11 protein-coding genes are annotated in these 16,153 nt (G+C 71.1%); 6 read left to right on the forward strand and 5 right to left on the reverse strand.

The window, feature by feature from the left end:
- Positions 1-280: 280 nt before the first annotated feature.
- The 4 genes from ACFXKZ_RS04620 (at position 281) to ACFXKZ_RS04635 (ending at position 5,901) form a co-directional block, all read left to right on the forward strand.
- A complete protein-coding gene (locus ACFXKZ_RS04620; protein WP_379996331.1) occupies positions 281-598 on the forward strand; it encodes a hypothetical protein in 318 nt (105 codons plus the stop codon).
- 349 nt (positions 599-947) lie between these two features.
- Positions 948-2,078, forward strand: a complete 1,131-nt coding sequence (locus tag ACFXKZ_RS04625; protein WP_379997298.1) for an ROK family transcriptional regulator — start codon at positions 948-950, stop codon at positions 2,076-2,078.
- A gap of 121 nt (positions 2,079-2,199) precedes the next feature.
- The gene (gene dxs, locus ACFXKZ_RS04630) at positions 2,200-4,149 is read left to right on the forward strand and encodes a 1-deoxy-D-xylulose-5-phosphate synthase (RefSeq protein ID WP_379996333.1); all 1,950 of its coding nucleotides are present in this window, start codon (positions 2,200-2,202) and stop codon (positions 4,147-4,149) included.
- Between the two features lie 282 nt (positions 4,150-4,431).
- Complete coding sequence (locus tag ACFXKZ_RS04635; protein ID WP_379996335.1) at positions 4,432-5,901, forward strand: amino acid permease; 1,470 nt, start codon at positions 4,432-4,434, stop codon at positions 5,899-5,901.
- A 99-nt stretch (positions 5,902-6,000) separates the two neighbouring features.
- On the opposite strand, the gene ACFXKZ_RS04640 is transcribed toward ACFXKZ_RS04635, so the two are convergent.
- From ACFXKZ_RS04640 to ACFXKZ_RS04650, 3 genes are all read right to left on the reverse strand, one after another.
- Positions 6,001-6,795: a hypothetical protein gene (locus ACFXKZ_RS04640; protein ID WP_379996337.1), complete on the reverse strand. Its 795-nt coding sequence runs from the start codon at positions 6,793-6,795 to the stop codon at positions 6,001-6,003.
- Positions 6,796-6,924: 129 nt separating this feature from the next.
- Positions 6,925-8,043, reverse strand: coding sequence for an LLM class flavin-dependent oxidoreductase (locus ACFXKZ_RS04645; protein ID WP_379996339.1), 1,119 nt, complete (start codon positions 8,041-8,043; stop codon positions 6,925-6,927).
- 136 nt (positions 8,044-8,179) lie between these two features.
- A complete protein-coding gene (locus ACFXKZ_RS04650; RefSeq protein ID WP_379996341.1) occupies positions 8,180-8,989 on the reverse strand; it encodes an SDR family NAD(P)-dependent oxidoreductase in 810 nt (269 codons plus the stop codon).
- A 1,664-nt stretch (positions 8,990-10,653) separates the two neighbouring features.
- Here ACFXKZ_RS04650 and ACFXKZ_RS04655 point away from each other — a divergent pair.
- Complete coding sequence (locus ACFXKZ_RS04655; RefSeq protein WP_379996344.1) at positions 10,654-13,641, forward strand: hypothetical protein; 2,988 nt, start codon at positions 10,654-10,656, stop codon at positions 13,639-13,641.
- A 4-nt stretch (positions 13,642-13,645) separates the two neighbouring features.
- On the opposite strand, the gene ACFXKZ_RS04660 is transcribed toward ACFXKZ_RS04655, so the two are convergent.
- Together ACFXKZ_RS04660 and ACFXKZ_RS04665 are read right to left on the reverse strand one after the other, a co-directional pair.
- Positions 13,646-14,764, reverse strand: a complete 1,119-nt coding sequence (locus tag ACFXKZ_RS04660; protein ID WP_379996346.1) for an LCP family protein — start codon at positions 14,762-14,764, stop codon at positions 13,646-13,648.
- A 49-nt stretch (positions 14,765-14,813) separates the two neighbouring features.
- Positions 14,814-15,317: a GNAT family N-acetyltransferase gene (locus tag ACFXKZ_RS04665; RefSeq protein WP_379996348.1), complete on the reverse strand. Its 504-nt coding sequence runs from the start codon at positions 15,315-15,317 to the stop codon at positions 14,814-14,816.
- A gap of 189 nt (positions 15,318-15,506) precedes the next feature.
- On the opposite strand from ACFXKZ_RS04665, the gene ACFXKZ_RS04670 reads away from it, so the two are divergent.
- On the forward strand, positions 15,507-16,145 hold the full coding sequence (locus ACFXKZ_RS04670; RefSeq protein WP_379996350.1) for a hypothetical protein: 639 nt from the start codon (positions 15,507-15,509) through the stop codon (positions 16,143-16,145).
- Positions 16,146-16,153: the final 8 nt, after the last annotated feature.

The following is a 16,153-nucleotide window of genomic DNA, read 5'->3' on the forward strand; positions in this document are numbered from 1 at the left end:
GGTCCTCCGTAGGTTGGCGGGCGGCCCGAAGGGGCCGGGGTGCGGCGATGTCGATCGAACGTGGGTGCGGGTGTACCCCTCCATGATCCACATGTGCATTCTCGGCCGACCACCGCGCATAATCGAACATATGTACGGCAATGGCGATCGAGACACCCCGGCATGGGAGCGGCCGGGTCGTTTCGCGCATGCGGCGACGGGGGACGAGGCGCAAGCCAGGCCGCGCGGGAAGGACGGAATCGCGCCGGCGGGTTGGCCGCGGGGTGTTCGACCGCCCGGGGTGCCGGGGTGGGAGGACACCGCCGTCGCATGGCTGTACGACCTGTGTCCGCCCGGTTATCGAAGCCATGAGGTACTGCGCAAGTACCCGGTGATCCTGGCCCGGATGGCCCGTCAGCACGTGGCGGCGGCGCTGGCCGCGGCCCGGCACGGCTACGGCACGGCGCGCGTCGACCTCAAGGAGGCTGTGCCCGTGCACGCGCTGGAGGCGACGTTGCGGATGTACGAGTACGAGGGCTCGCGCGCGGCGGCCACCGAGCGCGCGGTCCGCCTCGTCGAGGAGGCGCTGGGTGGCGAGCGGTGGGAACCGAGGCTGTGACGCCGGCGACCACCCGGGGCGGCCGGGCGAGGCGGAGCGGGGCGGGCGCCGGGGGCGAAAGGGGTGTTTGCCGCCTTCCCCGTACCGCGTGTGCGTGGAGTGGCGAATAGAGGCCCGATCGTGACGCCTGTGTTCAGGTTTGACTCTTCTGTGTAAGCAGAGGGCGCATTAGAGTTCAGGACTTGCACACAACACGTGCTGCAGATGCACCGGGGCGAGGGGAACGCAGATGTCCGACGGCACGACGGGGGCCCGCTTTCCGGAGGCCCAGTCGCCGGGGCCGCACTCGTCGGGGTCCCAGTCCTCGCTGCATCGGGGCAATCTCGACCGGGTCCTGCACGCGGTGCGGATGGCGGGGGCGCTCACCCAGGCCGAGATCGCCAGGAGCACCGGCCTGTCCGCGGCGACGGTGTCGAACATCGTACGGGAATTGAAGGCCCTCGACATGGTCGAGGTCACCCCCACCTCCTCCGGCGGACGGCGGGCCCGCGCCGTATCGCTCAGCCGGGCGTCGGGCGTGGTCGTCGGCATCGACTTCGGACACCGCCACCTGCGGGTCGCGATCGGCGACTTCGCGCACCGTGTGCTCGCCGAGGAGCATGTCCCGATCGACGTCGACTCCTGCGCCGACGAGGGCTTCGCCCTGGCCGACCGGCTGCTGGGGGTGCTGCTCGACCGGGCCGGCGTGGTGCGCTCCGAGGTCACCGGGGTCGGCCTCGGCGTGCCCGGCCCGATCGACATCGACACCGGCGCGCTCGGCTCGACCACGATCCTGCCGGGCTGGGTGGGCTGCCACCCGCGCGAGGCGATGGGCGAGCGCCTGGGCCTGCCGGTCCTGGTCGACAACGACGCCAACCTCGGCGCGCTCGGCGAGTCGGTGTGGGGCGCGGGCGTGGGATGTACCGAGATGGCCTATCTCAAGGTGTCCGGCGGCGTGGGCGCGGGGTTGGTGATCGGCGGCCGGCTCTACCGCGGCCCCGGCGGTACGGCGGGCGAGATAGGTCACATAACGCTGGACGAGTCCGGACCGGTGTGCCGCTGCGGCAACCGGGGCTGCCTGGAGACCTTCACCAACGCCTCCTACCTCCTGGACCTGCTGCGCGGCAGCCACGGCACCGACCTGACCATCCAGCGCATGATCGAACTCGCCAGGGCCGGCGACGCGGGGTGTCGGCGCGTGGTCGCGGACGCCGGCCGGCACGTCGGGGTGGGCGTGGCCAGCCTGACGAACCTGCTCAATCCGCAACGGATCATCCTCGGCGGCGACCTCGCGGGCGCCGGCGACCTGCTGATCGCGCCGATCGTCGAGTCGGTCGGCCGCTACGCCATCCCCAGCGCTTCGCGCCGATTGTCCGTGGTCACCGGCTCGCTCGGTGAGCGCGCCGAGGTGCTGGGCGCGATGGCGATGGTGATGAGCGAGATGACTCCCTTCGCGATCGAACGCATGCCCGAGCCGCAGATCGCGGGCGCCGCGATGTGAGTTGTCCCGCACGGATGGCGCGGCGTGGTGGGTCGATGCGAACCATCCGTCGGCACCGCCGCGTCTAGACTCGATGGACGCCTCTCCCGCACGCACACCCGTGGGGGTGGTGACGGATCCGATGAAGGAGGAACGGGTGGCCCTGCTGGACGGCATTCGAGGACCCCGTGATCTCAAAGCCCTCTCGCCCGAGCAACTCGCACAGCTCGCGGACGAGATCCGCACCTTCCTGGTGGAGTCCGTCGCCAAGACCGGCGGACACCTGGGTCCCAACCTCGGTGTGGTCGAGTTGACCATCGCGATGCACCGGGTGTTCGAGTCCCCGCGCGACAAGATCCTCTTCGACACCGGACACCAGAGCTACGTGCACAAGATCGTGACCGGTCGCAAGGACGGGTTCGATCGGCTCCGCCAGGCCGACGGCCTGTCGGGCTACCCCAGCCGCGCCGAGTCCGAGCACGACGTGATCGAGAACTCGCACGCCTCCACGGTGTTGTCCTGGGCCGACGGCCTGGCCAAGGCCTACCAGGTGCGCGGCCAGACCGACCGGCACGTGGTCGCGGTGATCGGCGACGGTGCGCTCACCGGCGGCATGGCCTGGGAGGCGCTGAACAACATCGCCGCGGCCAAGGACCGCCCGGTGATCATCGTCGTCAACGACAACGAGCGCTCCTACGGTCCCACCCAGGGCGGCCTCGCCGACCACCTCGCGACGCTGCGCACCACGCGCGGCTACGAGCGGTTCCTGGAGTGGGGCAAGGGCGTCCTGGGCCGCACCCCGGTCGTCGGCGGCCCCGTCTACGACATGCTGCACGGCGCCAAGAAGGGCCTCAAGGACGCGGTCGCGCCGCAGGGCCTGTTCGAGGACCTGGGCCTGAAGTACATCGGCCCGATCGACGGGCACGACGTCGAGGCCGTGGAGAACGCGCTGCGCCGGGCCCGCGGCTTCGGCGGGCCGGTGATCGTGCACGCGATCACCCAGAAGGGCAAGGGCTACGCGCACGCGGTCAACGACGCGGCGGACCAGTTCCACGCGGTGGGTGTGATCAACCCCGAGACCGGCCTGCCGGTGAAGAAGTCGGGCGCGTCGTGGACGTCGGTGTTCGCCGACGAGATCGTCGCCGTCGCCGACGAGCGGGAGGACGTCGTGGGCATCACCGCCGCGATGCTGATCCCGGTCGGGCTGCACAAGTTCGCGGCGAAGTATCCCGAGCGGGTGTTCGACGTCGGGATCGCCGAGCAGCACGCGGTCACCTCGGCGGCGGGCCTGGCCACCGGCGGGCTGCACCCGGTGGTCGCGGTGTACGCGACCTTCCTCAACCGCGCCTTCGACCAGGTCCTGATGGACGTCGCGCTGCACCGGTGCGGGGTGACGTTCGTGCTGGACCGGGCCGGGGTGACCGGGCCGGACGGGGCCAGCCACAACGGCATGTGGGACATGTCGATCCTCCAGGTCGTCCCGGGGCTGCGGCTGGCCGCGCCGCGTGACGCCGCGCAGGTGCGTGCCCAGGTGCGCGAGGCGATGGACGTCGACGACGCGCCGACCGTGGTGCGCTTCGGCAAGGGCGCGGTGGGCCCCGACATCGAGGCGATCGGCCGGATCGACGGCATGGACGTACTGCGCCGCACCGGCCCCGACCGCAACGGCGGCGGCGAGGGCGGCGACGTGCTGATCGTGACCGTCGGGCAGATGGCCGAGACCGGGATCGAGGTCGCCGACCGGCTCGCCGACCAGGGCATCGCGGCGACCGTGGTCGACCCGCGCTGGGTCAAGCCCGTACCGGCCGGCCTCGCGCCGCTCGCGGCCCGGCACCGGCTCGTGGTCACCATCGAGGACAACGGCCGCGCCGGCGGTGTCGGCGCGGCGATCGCCCAGTCGATGCGCGATGCCCGGGTGGACGTACCGCTGCGCGACTTCGGCATCCCGCAGGAGTTCCTCGACCACGCCGAGCGGGACGAGGTACTGGCGCGGATCGGGCTGAACGCCCAGGACATCTCGCGCCAGGTGGTCGAGGAAATCGCGTCCAAGACCGCCGACGCCGACGCCGAGCAGCACGAGACGACGGCCTGACCGAGGCTCGCGCCACGACGGCCCCGGGGCGTGGGACGGGAGGGGTACACCTTCCCGTTCCGTGCCCCGGGGTCGTTTGCGTGCCCGGGAGCGAGCGGGGATGACTTCGAGGTGCGAGCGCGGGCGACGATTTCGAGATGCGAGCGCGGGCGACGCCTTCGGGGCGCGAGTGCGACGGCGACCAATAGCAAGATCACCCTGACGCGCCGAGGATCGATCCCCCGTAAACAGGAGTGAAAGCCCCGATCATGGCAACGGTCTCCGCCACCAGGAGGTGTTGCCATGGCCAACGTTTTGTTTCGGACCAAGAACATCGAACAGTCCATCCAGGACACCGACGAATCCGAAGGGCACGGCCTGCGCCGGGAGTTGTCCGCCCTGGACCTGATGGTCTTCGGGGTCGGCGTGGTGGTCGGCACGGGCATCTTCGTGCTCACCGGCACGGCGGCGAAGGACTACGCCGGCCCAGCGGTTGCGCTGTCCTTCGTACTGGCGGGGTTCGTCTGCGGGCTCGCCGCGCTGTGCTACGCCGAGTTCGCGTCCACGGTTCCGGTGGCGGGTTCCGCGTACACGTTCTCCTACACCACGCTCGGCGAATTACCTGCGTGGATCATCGGCTGGGACCTGATCCTCGAACTCGCGCTCGGCGTCGGGGTGGTCTCGATCGGCTGGTCGGGGTATCTGAACTCGCTGCTCTCCCAGGCGGGTCTCGAACTGCCGGAGGCGATCACCGCCGCGCCGGGCGACGGGGGCAAGGTCAACCTGCCGGCGCTGCTGCTGGTGCTCGGCGTCGCGGTGATCCTCGTGTTCGGGGTCAAGTTGTCGGCGCGGTTCAACCTCGTGATGGTCACGATCAAGATCGCGATCGTGCTGCTCGTGATCTTCGCCGGGCTGTTCTTCGTCAAGTCCGGCAACTACAACCCGTTCGTGCCCGATTCGCAGCCGCCGGCGTCGGGCCACGGCGGGCTCAAGGCGCCGCTGGTGCAGACCCTGTTCGGGTTCGAGCCGCAGATCTACGGCGCGATGGGGATCTTCTCCGGCGCGGCGCTGGTGTTCTTCGCGTACATCGGCTTCGACGTGGTCGCCACCGCCGCCGAGGAGACCCGCAAGCCGCAGCGCGACATGCCGATCGGGATCCTCGGCTCGCTGGTGATCTGCACGATCCTGTACGTCTCGGTGTCGCTGGTCGTGGTGGGGATGCAGCGCTACGACATGTTGTCCTCCGCCGCGCCGTTGGCGGAGGCGTTCCGGTCGGTCGACAAGGGCTGGATCGCGACGATCATCAGCATCGGCGCGGTGGCCGGGCTGACCACCGTGTGCATGATCCTGATGATGGGGCAGAGCCGGGTCTTCTTCGCGATGAGCCGGGACGGGCTGCTGCCGCCGTTGTTCGCCAGGGTGCATCCCAAGTACGGCACGCCGCACGTCAGTACGATGCTGATCGCGGTGGTGGTCGCGGCGATCGCCGGGTTCACCCCGATTCACGAGATCGATGTGATGGTCAACATCGGGACGCTGTTCGCGTTTTTGGTGGTCGCGGCGAGCGTGCTGATCCTGCGCCGGACCAGGCCGGAGTTGCCCCGTGCGTTCCGGGTGCCGTTCGTGCCGTGGTTGCCGATCCTGTCGATACTGGCCACGTTGTGGTTGATGATCAACCTCAGCGGCGAGACGTGGCTGAGGTTCCTGGTGTGGATGGTGGCCGGGTTCGCCGTCTACTTCTTCTACGGGGCCAGGCACAGCCGACTGAGTTGACGTGTGGGCCGGTTGCCGTGCCGTCGACGGGTCGGGTCCGGGTCCGGGTCCGGGTTCGTTCGGATCCGAGCCCGCCGACGGCGTGGTGACCGAGGCTGGTCAGTCCCAGAGTCGGTCGGTGTACGTGTCGGTGCCGACCACGGTGGGGATCCACGGGGCGCAATAGGTGACCCGGCCGATGCCGGAGGCGTCGATGCGCGCGGCCCACTCGCGGAAGGTGTCCCAGCTTTCGCGCGGATCGCCCTCGAGGAAGTAGAGCTGCATGCTGCGCGTGGCGGCGTTCGGGTCGCGCGGGACGAAGGCCGGCGCGTCGTCCTTGAGCGGGACCGCGGTCCAGGCGGCGACCGAGGCGATCGGGGACTCGCGGAGGAATTCCGGCAGGTGGGTGGAGAACCACTTCTCCAGGTCCTCCTGCGAGACGCCCTCCTCGCGCTGCACGGCGAGCGAGACCAGGCCCTGGTAGTTGCGGTCGAGCGCGAGTTCCAGCGGGACCGGGTCCTCGTCGCGGTACCAGCGGTTGTCGTGCAGGTACATGGCGGTGTGCGCGTGCACCCGGTGCTGGAAGCCGCGGTCGTTGCCGTAGAGCCAGTTGACCTGGTCGACGGCCCACGCGTTCCACTCGTCGAACTGGCCGTCGTTGATCCAGTAGATCGCGACGTAGGATCCGGCGCCGATGGCGGGTACGACGTCGCTGTCGGCCGGGAAGCGCAGCGCCTTGAGGTCGGCGGTGGCCACCCAGCGGCTGCCCGCGAGCAGGCCGGGGCCGATCATGCAGCCGGCGTAGTAGTGGTCTCGCTCGTACCAGCGGTTGTAGCTCACCTCGTGGCCGCGCTCGGGGTCCACGGCGGTGAACAGCATGCTGCCCACCCGGATCGGGTATTCGGCGAAGCTCATGACGTGACTGCCTTTCGGGTCGTGCGGTGACTCGTGTCGGGGATGGGGTGGGTCGGTCGGGGGACCGGGGTGGATGGTCGGGCCGGTGGTCGGCGTAGTGGTCGCGGTGGTGGCCGCTTCCGCCGGCGGTCAGGCTTGCCGGCGGAAGCGGGTGGTGCGGTGTTCGGGGTCGGTGTCGAGCCCCGGGATGACGTGCCGGCCGAACAGTTCGATGGTCTTGAGCGTGTTCTCGCGGTCGTCGCAGCCGAGGCCGAGGACGAGCTGGTCGACGCCGACCGATTCGTACGCGCGCACCGCCTCCAGGACGCCGTCCGGGTCGCCGCAGATCAGCGCGCCGGCGTCGGCGGCGAACTCGACCAGTTCGGGGGTCAGGTCGGGCATCGTCTCGGGCCAGTAGGGGATGCCCTCGGGGTGCGGGAAGGTGTCGTGGTAGCGGAAGACGTTGCTGGTGAGGTACATGGGCCGGGCGGCGACCGCGTTGGCGATGGCGCGTTCCTTCGTTTCCGCGACGAAGCCGGTGCTGACCGCGAGTACGTTGTCGTTGACGAAGTCGGCGATCGGCTCGGCGTTGACGATCTCGCGCTTGTAGCCGGCGACCAACTGCTCGGCGCTCGCCGGGTCGCCGATCGAGAAGCCGAGGACGCCCAGGCCCATGCGCGCGGCCATCACGTAGGAGGGCGGGCTGCCGGCGGCGTACCACATGGCCGGGTGCGACGTGCCGTACGGCTTGGGCAGGATCCGGCGCGGCGGGAGTTGCCAGTAGGTGCCCTGGTAGCCCTCGTAGACGTCCTGGAGGAACATCTTCGGGAACTCGCGGATCACGTCCTCCCAGATCGCCTTCGTCTCGGACATGTCCTCGATGCCGGGGAGGAAGCCGAGAATCTCGTGGCTGCCGGCGCCGCGTCCGGTGCCGAACTCGAAGCGGCCGCGGGTGAGGTGGTCGAGCATCGTGACGCGTTCGGCGACCTTGGCCGGGTGGTTGACCTGGGGGAGTGGGTTGAAGATGCCGGAGCCGATGTGGATGCGCTCGGTCGCGTGGGCGAGGTAGCCGCACATGACGTCGTTGGCGGACAGGTGCGAGTACTCGTCGAGGAAGTGGTGCTCGCTCAGCCACGCGTACTTGAATCCGGCCCGGTCGGCGGCGATCGCGAAGTCCATGTCGTTCATCAGGGCTTCGTGTTCGGCGTTCGGGTTTCCCTCGCGTCGGAACGCCGGGTTGTAGCCCTGGAGAAAGATGCCGAATTCCATTGCACTCCCAGTTCCGCGGTCGGGGCGGGTGGTCGGTCGGTGCGCTCGGGTGGTTCGGGGCGGGACGGGGTGGCGGTCGCGAGGGGTCGCCGGCGGACTCTGGTGGGCGCCGGCGGGTGCGGGCGGTGGGGCGGGGTCAGGGGGTGAAGGTGCCGTCCGGGCGGCGGACCCAGCCGGAGGCGGCCATGGTGCCGCCGTCTACGTGCAGGGTGGTGCCGGTGACAAAGCGGGCGAGGTCGCCGGCGAGGAAGACGATCGGGGCGGCGCAGTCGTCGGCCTCGCCGAGGCCCAGGGGCACTTTGGCGCCGTAGTCGTACGCGCCCTCGGCTGTTTCGAACGTCTCCGCGAGATCGGCGTCCCCGGGGGTGGGGATGGCGTCGGGGGCGACGCAGTTGACCCGGATGCGGCGGTGCGAGAGTTCGAGTGCGAGCGACTTGGTGAGCTGTTCGACGGCGGCCTTCATCGCGGCGTATACCGCGAAGCCGGGCGCGGCGCGGAACGCCTCGATGCTGGTGACGTTGACGATCGAGCCGCCGTCGCGCATGAGCGGGGCGCCGTGTCGGATCACGTGCGTGACGGAGGTGAAGTTCTCGTCGACCAGTGCGCTCTGGCCCTTGGGGCGGACATCCAGGAACGGCGACCAGAAGCCGCCGCCGGCGTTGTTGACGAGGATGTCGAGCGGGCCGAGGGCGGTGTGGGCGTCGTGGAGGAAGCGCTCGACGCCGTCGCCGTCGCGGACGTCGAGTTCCACCGCGAAGGCGCGCCGGCCGGTGGCCTCGATCGCCTTGGCGGTCTCCCGGAGACCGGTGGGCTCGCGGTCGCAGACGGCGACGTCGGCGCCGAACCTGGCGAGCGCGAGGGCCGTCGCCGCGCCGATGCCCCGGGCCGCGCCCGTGACCACGGCCACTCGATCGGTGAGCAGGGCGGCGGAAGGGTCGAGCAGCACGGGGGCACCTCACTATGGATCGCGTACGTTGTCGCCTCGGCGCGGGGCCGCCCATCGCGGGCCGTGCTCTGCGCTGGGGTCACCATGCCACCTGACGACCCGTCACCTGAAGGGAGACAGGCGTCTTTTTCCGTTCCGGGGCACCGGTGTCGCCGCAGGCCCGCAGGTGATCTGACGGTGCGTCAGTCAAAAGTGGCGGACATCACCGGCAGGAACCACCCCGACGACCCCATCCGCAACGCCCCGAGACCCGCACCCGCACCCGCGCCCATGCCCGGGGCCGACGCCGTCGGCCCCGTAGGCGCGGGTGACCACAAGCGGCCACGTCCGCCCCACAGCCACCGGAGCCCAAGGCTGCCCTCGCAGCCTCCTCGCGCCCGCAAGCCCAGTCGCGAACCGCCCGAGGACACCCGTGCGGGAGCAGGTACCGCTTGTCGGCGAGCGCAGGCGGCAGCGCCGGCGAGCGCGTTGCCGCTCGGCCGAGGTCGGGCGCCGGTCGGGATCGTGCGGGCGCAGGCACCAATGGTGGCCTGCGGTTGTCCCTGCGGGGGCGCGTGCCGCTTGTCGGCGAGCGCAGGCGGCAGCGCCCGCGAGTGCGTTGCCGCTTGGCTGACGTCGCCCCCGCAGGCGCCCGCAGGTGCAGGCGGTCCGAGGCCGTCCCTGCGGGCGCAGTTGCCCCGGCCTGTGATGCAGTCGCAACCTGCTTGTGGGCGTCCCGCAGGTGTATCCGCGTCCAGGCGCTGGTCGCCTGAGGTTGCTTCCGTGGGCGCAGGCAAGGGTGCGGTTGCCACCGCTACCGCCCCCGCCACCGCCCGCAGGCATCGGTGCCGACTGCTAGGGGTTGCCACCACTGGCAGGTGCAGCGGTACCCGCCCGCGTGATGGCCCCGTGGGCGCCGGCGGTCCGAGGTCGTCCTCACACGCGCCGTGCGCCTCCCAGCGCCGGCGGTCCGAGACCGCGTTCGCAGGCGCGCGCGCCCGTCCCGCCGTTCGCGGGTGTTGACGTTGGCCGGCCGAGTCGGCCCCTGCACGTACGTGTGGCCGACACCTGCTTGCGGTTGTACCCGTGTGCGCCGTTCGCCTCCGGATGTCAGTGGCCTGAAGTCTTCCCGCAGGCGCAGGCGCAGGCGCAGGCGCAGGTGCCGTCTGTCTGCGAGGCAGCCGCAAGGCGCGAGGTCGCCTTCGCAGGTGCTACCTGCCGGCGAGCGCGGTCCGAGCGCGGTCACCACCCGTGCGAGGTCGCTCGACAAGCTGGGTTGTTGCCCGTCCGAGGTTGTTCCGCAGGCGTACGTGTCTTCCATTCGGCACGTGGGTGGTGGTTGCTGCCTGAAGTCGCTGCCGCATGGGTGATGCGTTGGTGAGTGTCGGCGTCGGCCGTCCGAGGCGCCCCGCCTGTGGTTGTCCTGCGGGTGCATGTGTCTTTCGTTTGGCACGTGTCGTGGCCGGCTCTGTCTGAGGTCGCCCCGCAGGCTGACGGCGGCTGGTTGAGGGGTGCTTGGGGTTGTGCCTGTGGGTGTGTGGGTTGTTCGGTTGCGTGTGTAGGGGGTGGTGTCTGGGGGCGCCTTTGTTGCTTGTTGCCGATGGGGACGGGGGCTGCGTCGGTGGTTCGCATGGATTGTCCGAAATCCATGCGAACCGGGGATGGTGCTCACTACGCTCTGCGACGTGGCGCTATCTCCCGATTCCTGCGGCATCGTGGCCGACTTCGGAACGTGGCTCGCGCGGGTCGGTCGGCCTGCCCGGGATGCCGAGCGGATGGTCGATGTCCTCGGCACCCTGCTCGATCTGCGGGTCGCGTGCCTGCGGCTCGACGATCACACCCGCTGGCGGGCCGGCGATCTGAACGCGCTGCTCGAGACGTTGGTGCCGGCGCATGTCGCGCTGCCCCGCGAGGACACGGTGGCGCTGGTGGTGCCCGCGTTGCGGTTGTTCCTGGAGTTTTTGCGCGAGCAGGGTCCCCTGCACCCGGACAGCGACCGGCTCGTCCCGTTGTTCGAGGTGCTGGATCGGCACGAGGACGAACTGCCGGCGAGGATGGCCGACTCGCGGCGGTGGGGCTCGGCGAAGAAGTTGTTCGTGGCGGGCTATGCGACCGGGCCCGGGCGAGGGCGGGCGTTGCCGGCGGTGCGGCTGCCGGACGAGCGGGAGTTGGCTCGGGCCGCTTCGGCCGCGCCGTCGTTCGCCGCCGCCCTCACCCTCGCCCGCTGGGTCGGTCGCGGGCGTCCGGTGACCGCGACCGGGGTCCTGAGACTGGCGCCCGCGGCCGAGGCGGTGCGGCTGCTCGGCATCGACGAACCGGTCGCCGGCGTTCGCAGTGCGCGCGACGTGGAGCCGTTGCACCAGGTGTGGTCGATCGCGTGTACGGCTGGCCTGATCGAGGTCGGGCGTACGGTCGCGACCGCCGGGGAGCTTGCCCGGGCGCTGGCGGTCGGGCGACCCGGCGACGTTCTGCGGGTGTGGTCGAGCCTGTGGGAGGGCGTCGCGGTCGGCGAGGCCACCGGGCGACCCGAGGTGCGGCGCGCGGCGTATGTGCTGCGCGGCGGTGATGTGATCCGTGAGTTGTTGCGGGAGTTGTACGACCACGCGGGTCGGTGGGTGCCGATGGGTGGGCTGTTCGAGTTGCTCTCGTACACGCCCGACGGGCGGCCCCGGTCGCCCTCGGTCGCCGACCCGGCGTTGTTCACCGGTTTGTCGTTGGCGCATCAGATGGACGACCTGCGGGCGTTCGGCGTGCTGGAGATCCGTGAGCTGGTGGGTGGCGGGGCGCCGTTCATGGCGGTGCGGCTGACGCCACTGGGGATGTACGGGCTGCGCACCCGCTTCCTGGAACTGGGCGTGCCCGCCCCGCTCACCGGCCCGGGCGGATGCGACGAACCCGCGCTGCCGCCGCTGTACGTGCCGCCCCGATCCGAGTGCGCGTTGGCCGCGCGGATGTCGCCGCTGATGGCGCAGGCTGCGGCGCTCGCGGAGTACGTCGAGCGGCACGGGCCGTTGCCGATCACCCACGAGGGGGTACTGGCGACCGCGGTCGCCGACTGCGTCATGGCCGAACTCGGCATCCCTCGGCAGCCGTCGCGGGCCGAGGGGCCGCCCCGTACCGCCCGGGACGAGCATGCGCTGCACCGGCGGTGGACGCTCGCGATCGGTACCGGGCTGCTGGTGCCGAAGGATGGTGCGGTGCGGGTGGCCGACGGCTTGCGGGTGTGGCGTGAGGGGGACGACGGGGAGCTGATCGCGCTCGCCGCGCGCGCGATGGTGGTGGTGGCCGAGGACAACGCGACGTTCGGGGAGGCGCACGACGAGCGTTGGGACGTCCCCGAGGGGCTGGCCGCGTCGCTGTTCACCGGACTGGTGCAACTCGGCGGGCCGCTCCCGGTGTCGCTGTTCGTCGGCCTCGCGGTGCGCCGCGACCTCGACCACGTGGTTCGAATGTTGCCGCCCGAGCCCTCCGCCGACGACGAGGCGTTCGCGCTGGGACGGATCCTGGACGCGCCCGACCTGGTCCGCGAGATGGGTCGCCTGTGCGGGACGGATGGCCCCGGCACCGCGTCGACCCCACCGGCACCCCCACACCCGCAGCCGCAGCCGCCGGTGTCGGGGTCTGCGCCCGCGACCGGGTCGCCCGCGCCTGCGACCGGGTCACCTGCGTCCGCGACCGGGTTGCCTTCACATCCGCCGGTGTCGGGGTCTGCGCCTGCGACCGCGTCGCCTGCGCATCCGCCTGCGCCTGCGCCCGCGACCGGGTCACCTGCGCCTGCGCCCGCGACCGGGTCACCTGCGCCTGCGCCTGCGACCGCGTCCCCGTCACCCGCGCATTCGCCGGCGCCTGCGACCGCGCCCGCGACCGACTTCCCGCCGGTGTCACCCCCGCACCTGTACCCGCACTCGCCCGCGCCGGGGGTGTCCGCCTTCTCCGGCGAGTGGTCCGGGGAGGTCTTGGCTCGGGTGCGGGCGGGGGTGATCCTGCTTGCCGATCGCCTGGCCGCGCTCGGCATCGTTCGGCGCACCGCCGAGGGCATCACCCTCACCGGCCTGGGCGGCACCCTCGTGCACCGGATGTTTCGCGAGCAGGGCCTGCCGGTCGCCACCGTCGACGACTACACCGCAGCCTCGGGCGCCCGTCTGCTCGGCGCGATGGGAGCGTGGCCGCGACCGATCGCCACGCGTACGTTCGCGAGCTGGATCGGCTGCCGCCCGATCGACGCCGCGCTGTCCGAGCTGTGTGCGGTCGCGGGCGCCGCCGGCCCCACCGAGCGGCTGATGCTCTTCGCCCATGTGGGTGACGCCGACCTGCCCGAGGCCGCCGTCGAACAGGCCCTCGCCGACGCCGGCGCCGACCCCACGCTGGCCCCGCACGTGTGGAACTGGCGACTGACCCACGACCGCGACGTACCGCCCGCGACGCTGCGCACGCTCGCCTGGCTGACCGCCGACAACGCCGCCGCGGCGCTGCTCGGCCGACACGAGGCGGCGGTGCTGGGCCTGCTCACCGAGGTGACGGGCAGTCAGGGCCCGGGCGCCGATGTGGTCTTCGGTGAGCTGGCGACGATGGGCCACCCCTGCGCCGAGGACGTCCTGCGCTTCGCCGAGACCACCCACCCCGACCCCGCGGTCGCCGGCGCAGCCCGCCGCGCCCTGCGCCGCCTGCGCTGAGCGTTCACGGTCGCCAGAGTTCGCCGGGGGCGGGCTCCGGCCACGGGATGTCGGTGCGGACGGCGGCGAACAGCTCCCGGCAACGTTTGTCGTCGAGCAGGACCACGCTCTGCCCACCACCACGCTCGGCGAAGCCGGCCACGGGCGCGGTGCGAAAGGCCAGATCGGACTCGTCGATGCCCTTGAGGTCGGTGGCCAGGTCGAGCAGCGCCTTGAAGTTCAGATTGTCGTCGACGGTCAGCGACTTGGTCAGCGACTGCAACAGGTTCTCGGTGCGCAGCGGACTGCCGAGCACCCCCTCCGCGGTGATCTGCTTCGCGATCGCGCCCAGGAGTTGCTGCTGGTGTGCCACCCGGTCGAGGTCGCCACGCTGCAACCCGTAGCGCTGCCGGACGAATTCCAGCGCCTTGGTGCCGTCCAGCCTGGTTCGGCCGTGGTCGGCGTCCACCGATACGCCGCCGAGCGCGTCGACCATGCCCTTGAAGCCGCCGAAGTCCACCGCCGCGTAGTGGTCGATCCGCACTCCGGTCAGATTCTCGATCGTGGCCACCAGCAGTGCCGGCCCGCCCCACGAAAAGGCCGCGTTCAGCTTGGCCTCGCCGTGTCCCGGGATGGACACCCACGCGTCGCGCGGCAGCGAGACCGCCGAGATGGACGCCCGGCCCGCGGGCAGGTGCAGGATCATCATGGTGTCGCTGCGCCGCCCCTGCAGCGCCTCGGGGTCGGCGCCGGCGGCCGCCGCGTCCATGCCCACGAGCAGGATGTTCAGGGCCCGGCCGGCGGCGGGATCGGCCGGCGGACGCGGTCCCGCCGCGGGGATGCCCGACCGGTCGAACACGCCGTCGATGCGCTTGATGTTGGAGTTCAGCGAGTACAGCAGCCAGGCCGTACACCCGCCGACCACCAGCAACGACAGGGTCAGCAGACCGACCAGGGCGACGGCCGCCTTGCGCCGGCGCGACCACGGCTTGCGCGCGGGTGTCGGGGCCGGCTCGAAGTGAGCCTCGGCCTCGTCGGTCGAATCGTTCGTTCTGTCCGCCTCGTCGGCGTCGGCCGACTCATTCGCTCTGTCCGCTTCGTCGGCCTCGGCCGACTCGCCCGTCGCATCCGGCGCATCTTTCATGCGCAGAAGTTAGCGGACCAACTGTCGCAAATGGCAGGGGATTCGCGGATCAGTGCTGATCCGAGATCGGCCGGCGCATGCACACCCGGGGCCAACGATCGAGTCCGAGCGCCGCCTCGTGTGCCCGGATCGCCGCCAAACCCGGCGTCACTTCGGCCGGCTCGAGCGTGCGGAACCCGATCCGCGCGTAGTACGGGGCATTCCAGGCCACATCCCGGAACGTGGTCAACGTCAACGCCAGCCCGGTGTCCGCCTGCACCCGATCGATCATCGCCCGGCCCAGCCCGCGCCGCGCGCCGTCGGGATGTACCGAGACCTGCTCGATGTGCGCGGCGCCGTCCACGAGGTCCCAGATCACGTAGGCCAGCGCGGGCTCGCCGACCACCAGGCAGCGTCCGCCGGTCCGATATGCGTCCAACTCCTCGACGGAGAACGGCTCGTCCGCCGCGATCTCCGGCATCCCCACATCCAGGAAGCGCACCCCGGCCGCGACCTCGATCTCCCGCAACCGCTCCAGATCGCGCACCGAGGCCCCACGCATCGCATCACTCATGATCACCATTGTGGCCGCTGCCGAAGTCCCGCTGCCCGAACCGGGGGCAGTGCGGGCGGCGGCTGTGGAGCGCCCGAAACCGGGGCCAACCGATTCCTTGACCGGCGTTCGCGTGCTCACTTAACGTGACCTGATCGGCGTCGAGGCCCATCTCCGAGGCATCGGCCGATCGCCGGCGGCCTCACGGGGGTGGTCACCATGACCGATTTCGCCATCGATCTCGCCTGGCTCGAAGGCGTGTCCGGCCGATCGGCCGAGGCCGCGTCCGTCTCCAGGACCACACTGGACGCTCTGGTGGAGATCGGTCCCAAGCGTATGGGGCACAAGGATCTCGACAAGGCGTGCTCGGAGTTCCACGAGAAGTGGGACGAACGTATCCGCGGCTTTACGCAGGGCGTGGACCACATACGTCAGGCGGTGGCCGCGGCGAAGGCGAGCTACGGAGCGACCCGAGACCGCCGCTGGCGCGTCCTTCACCGCGCCGAGCGCGCCCGGCGTGCCCGCTGTGCCGGCTACGACCACGACCGCTCCCGCCGCCCCGACCGCGCCTGCCGCTCCGGCCAAGAGCCGCATCGAGCAGGTGATGGGCTGATGTCGGACGCGAAGGACTTCCCGGGGCTCGGCTTCGATCCCGCACCAGGCATCGTGCCGGCCGTGGACGGGCTGCTCGGTCAGGTGCGCGACGCGGTCAACCTGAACGGCCGGCCGTTGGCGGATTCCGTGAATCGTGCCGCCGGCGGCCGGGCGCACGTCCGCTATACGTATATGTTCCGGCGTATTCAGAACCTGTGGTACTTCCAGAAGGCCGACTCCGAGGCCACGTTCTGATCCCGCCG

Origin of the sequence: Embleya sp. NPDC059237 (assembly GCF_042754105.1) — a bacterium.
In the GTDB taxonomy this organism is placed as follows: Bacteria; Actinomycetota; Actinomycetes; order Streptomycetales; family Streptomycetaceae; genus Embleya.

Excerpts from the sequence above, each read along its gene's own strand:
- ACFXKZ_RS04625 (WP_379997298.1), top strand. The coding sequence starts at position 948 with ATGGCGGGGGCGCTCACCCAGGCCGAGATCGCCAGGAGCACCGGCCTG.
- ACFXKZ_RS04645 (WP_379996339.1), bottom strand. The coding sequence starts at position 8,043 with ATGGAATTCGGCATCTTTCTCCAGGGCTACAACCCGGCGTTCCGACGC.
- ACFXKZ_RS04635 (WP_379996335.1), top strand. The coding sequence starts at position 4,432 with ATGGCCAACGTTTTGTTTCGGACCAAGAACATCGAACAGTCCATCCAG.
- ACFXKZ_RS04640 (WP_379996337.1), bottom strand. The coding sequence starts at position 6,795 with ATGAGCTTCGCCGAATACCCGATCCGGGTGGGCAGCATGCTGTTCACC.
- ACFXKZ_RS04665 (WP_379996348.1), bottom strand. The coding sequence starts at position 15,317 with ATGAGTGATGCGATGCGTGGGGCCTCGGTGCGCGATCTGGAGCGGTTG.
- dxs (WP_379996333.1), top strand. The coding sequence starts at position 2,200 with ATGAAGGAGGAACGGGTGGCCCTGCTGGACGGCATTCGAGGACCCCGT.
- ACFXKZ_RS04660 (WP_379996346.1), bottom strand. The coding sequence starts at position 14,764 with ATGAAAGATGCGCCGGATGCGACGGGCGAGTCGGCCGAGGCCGACGAA.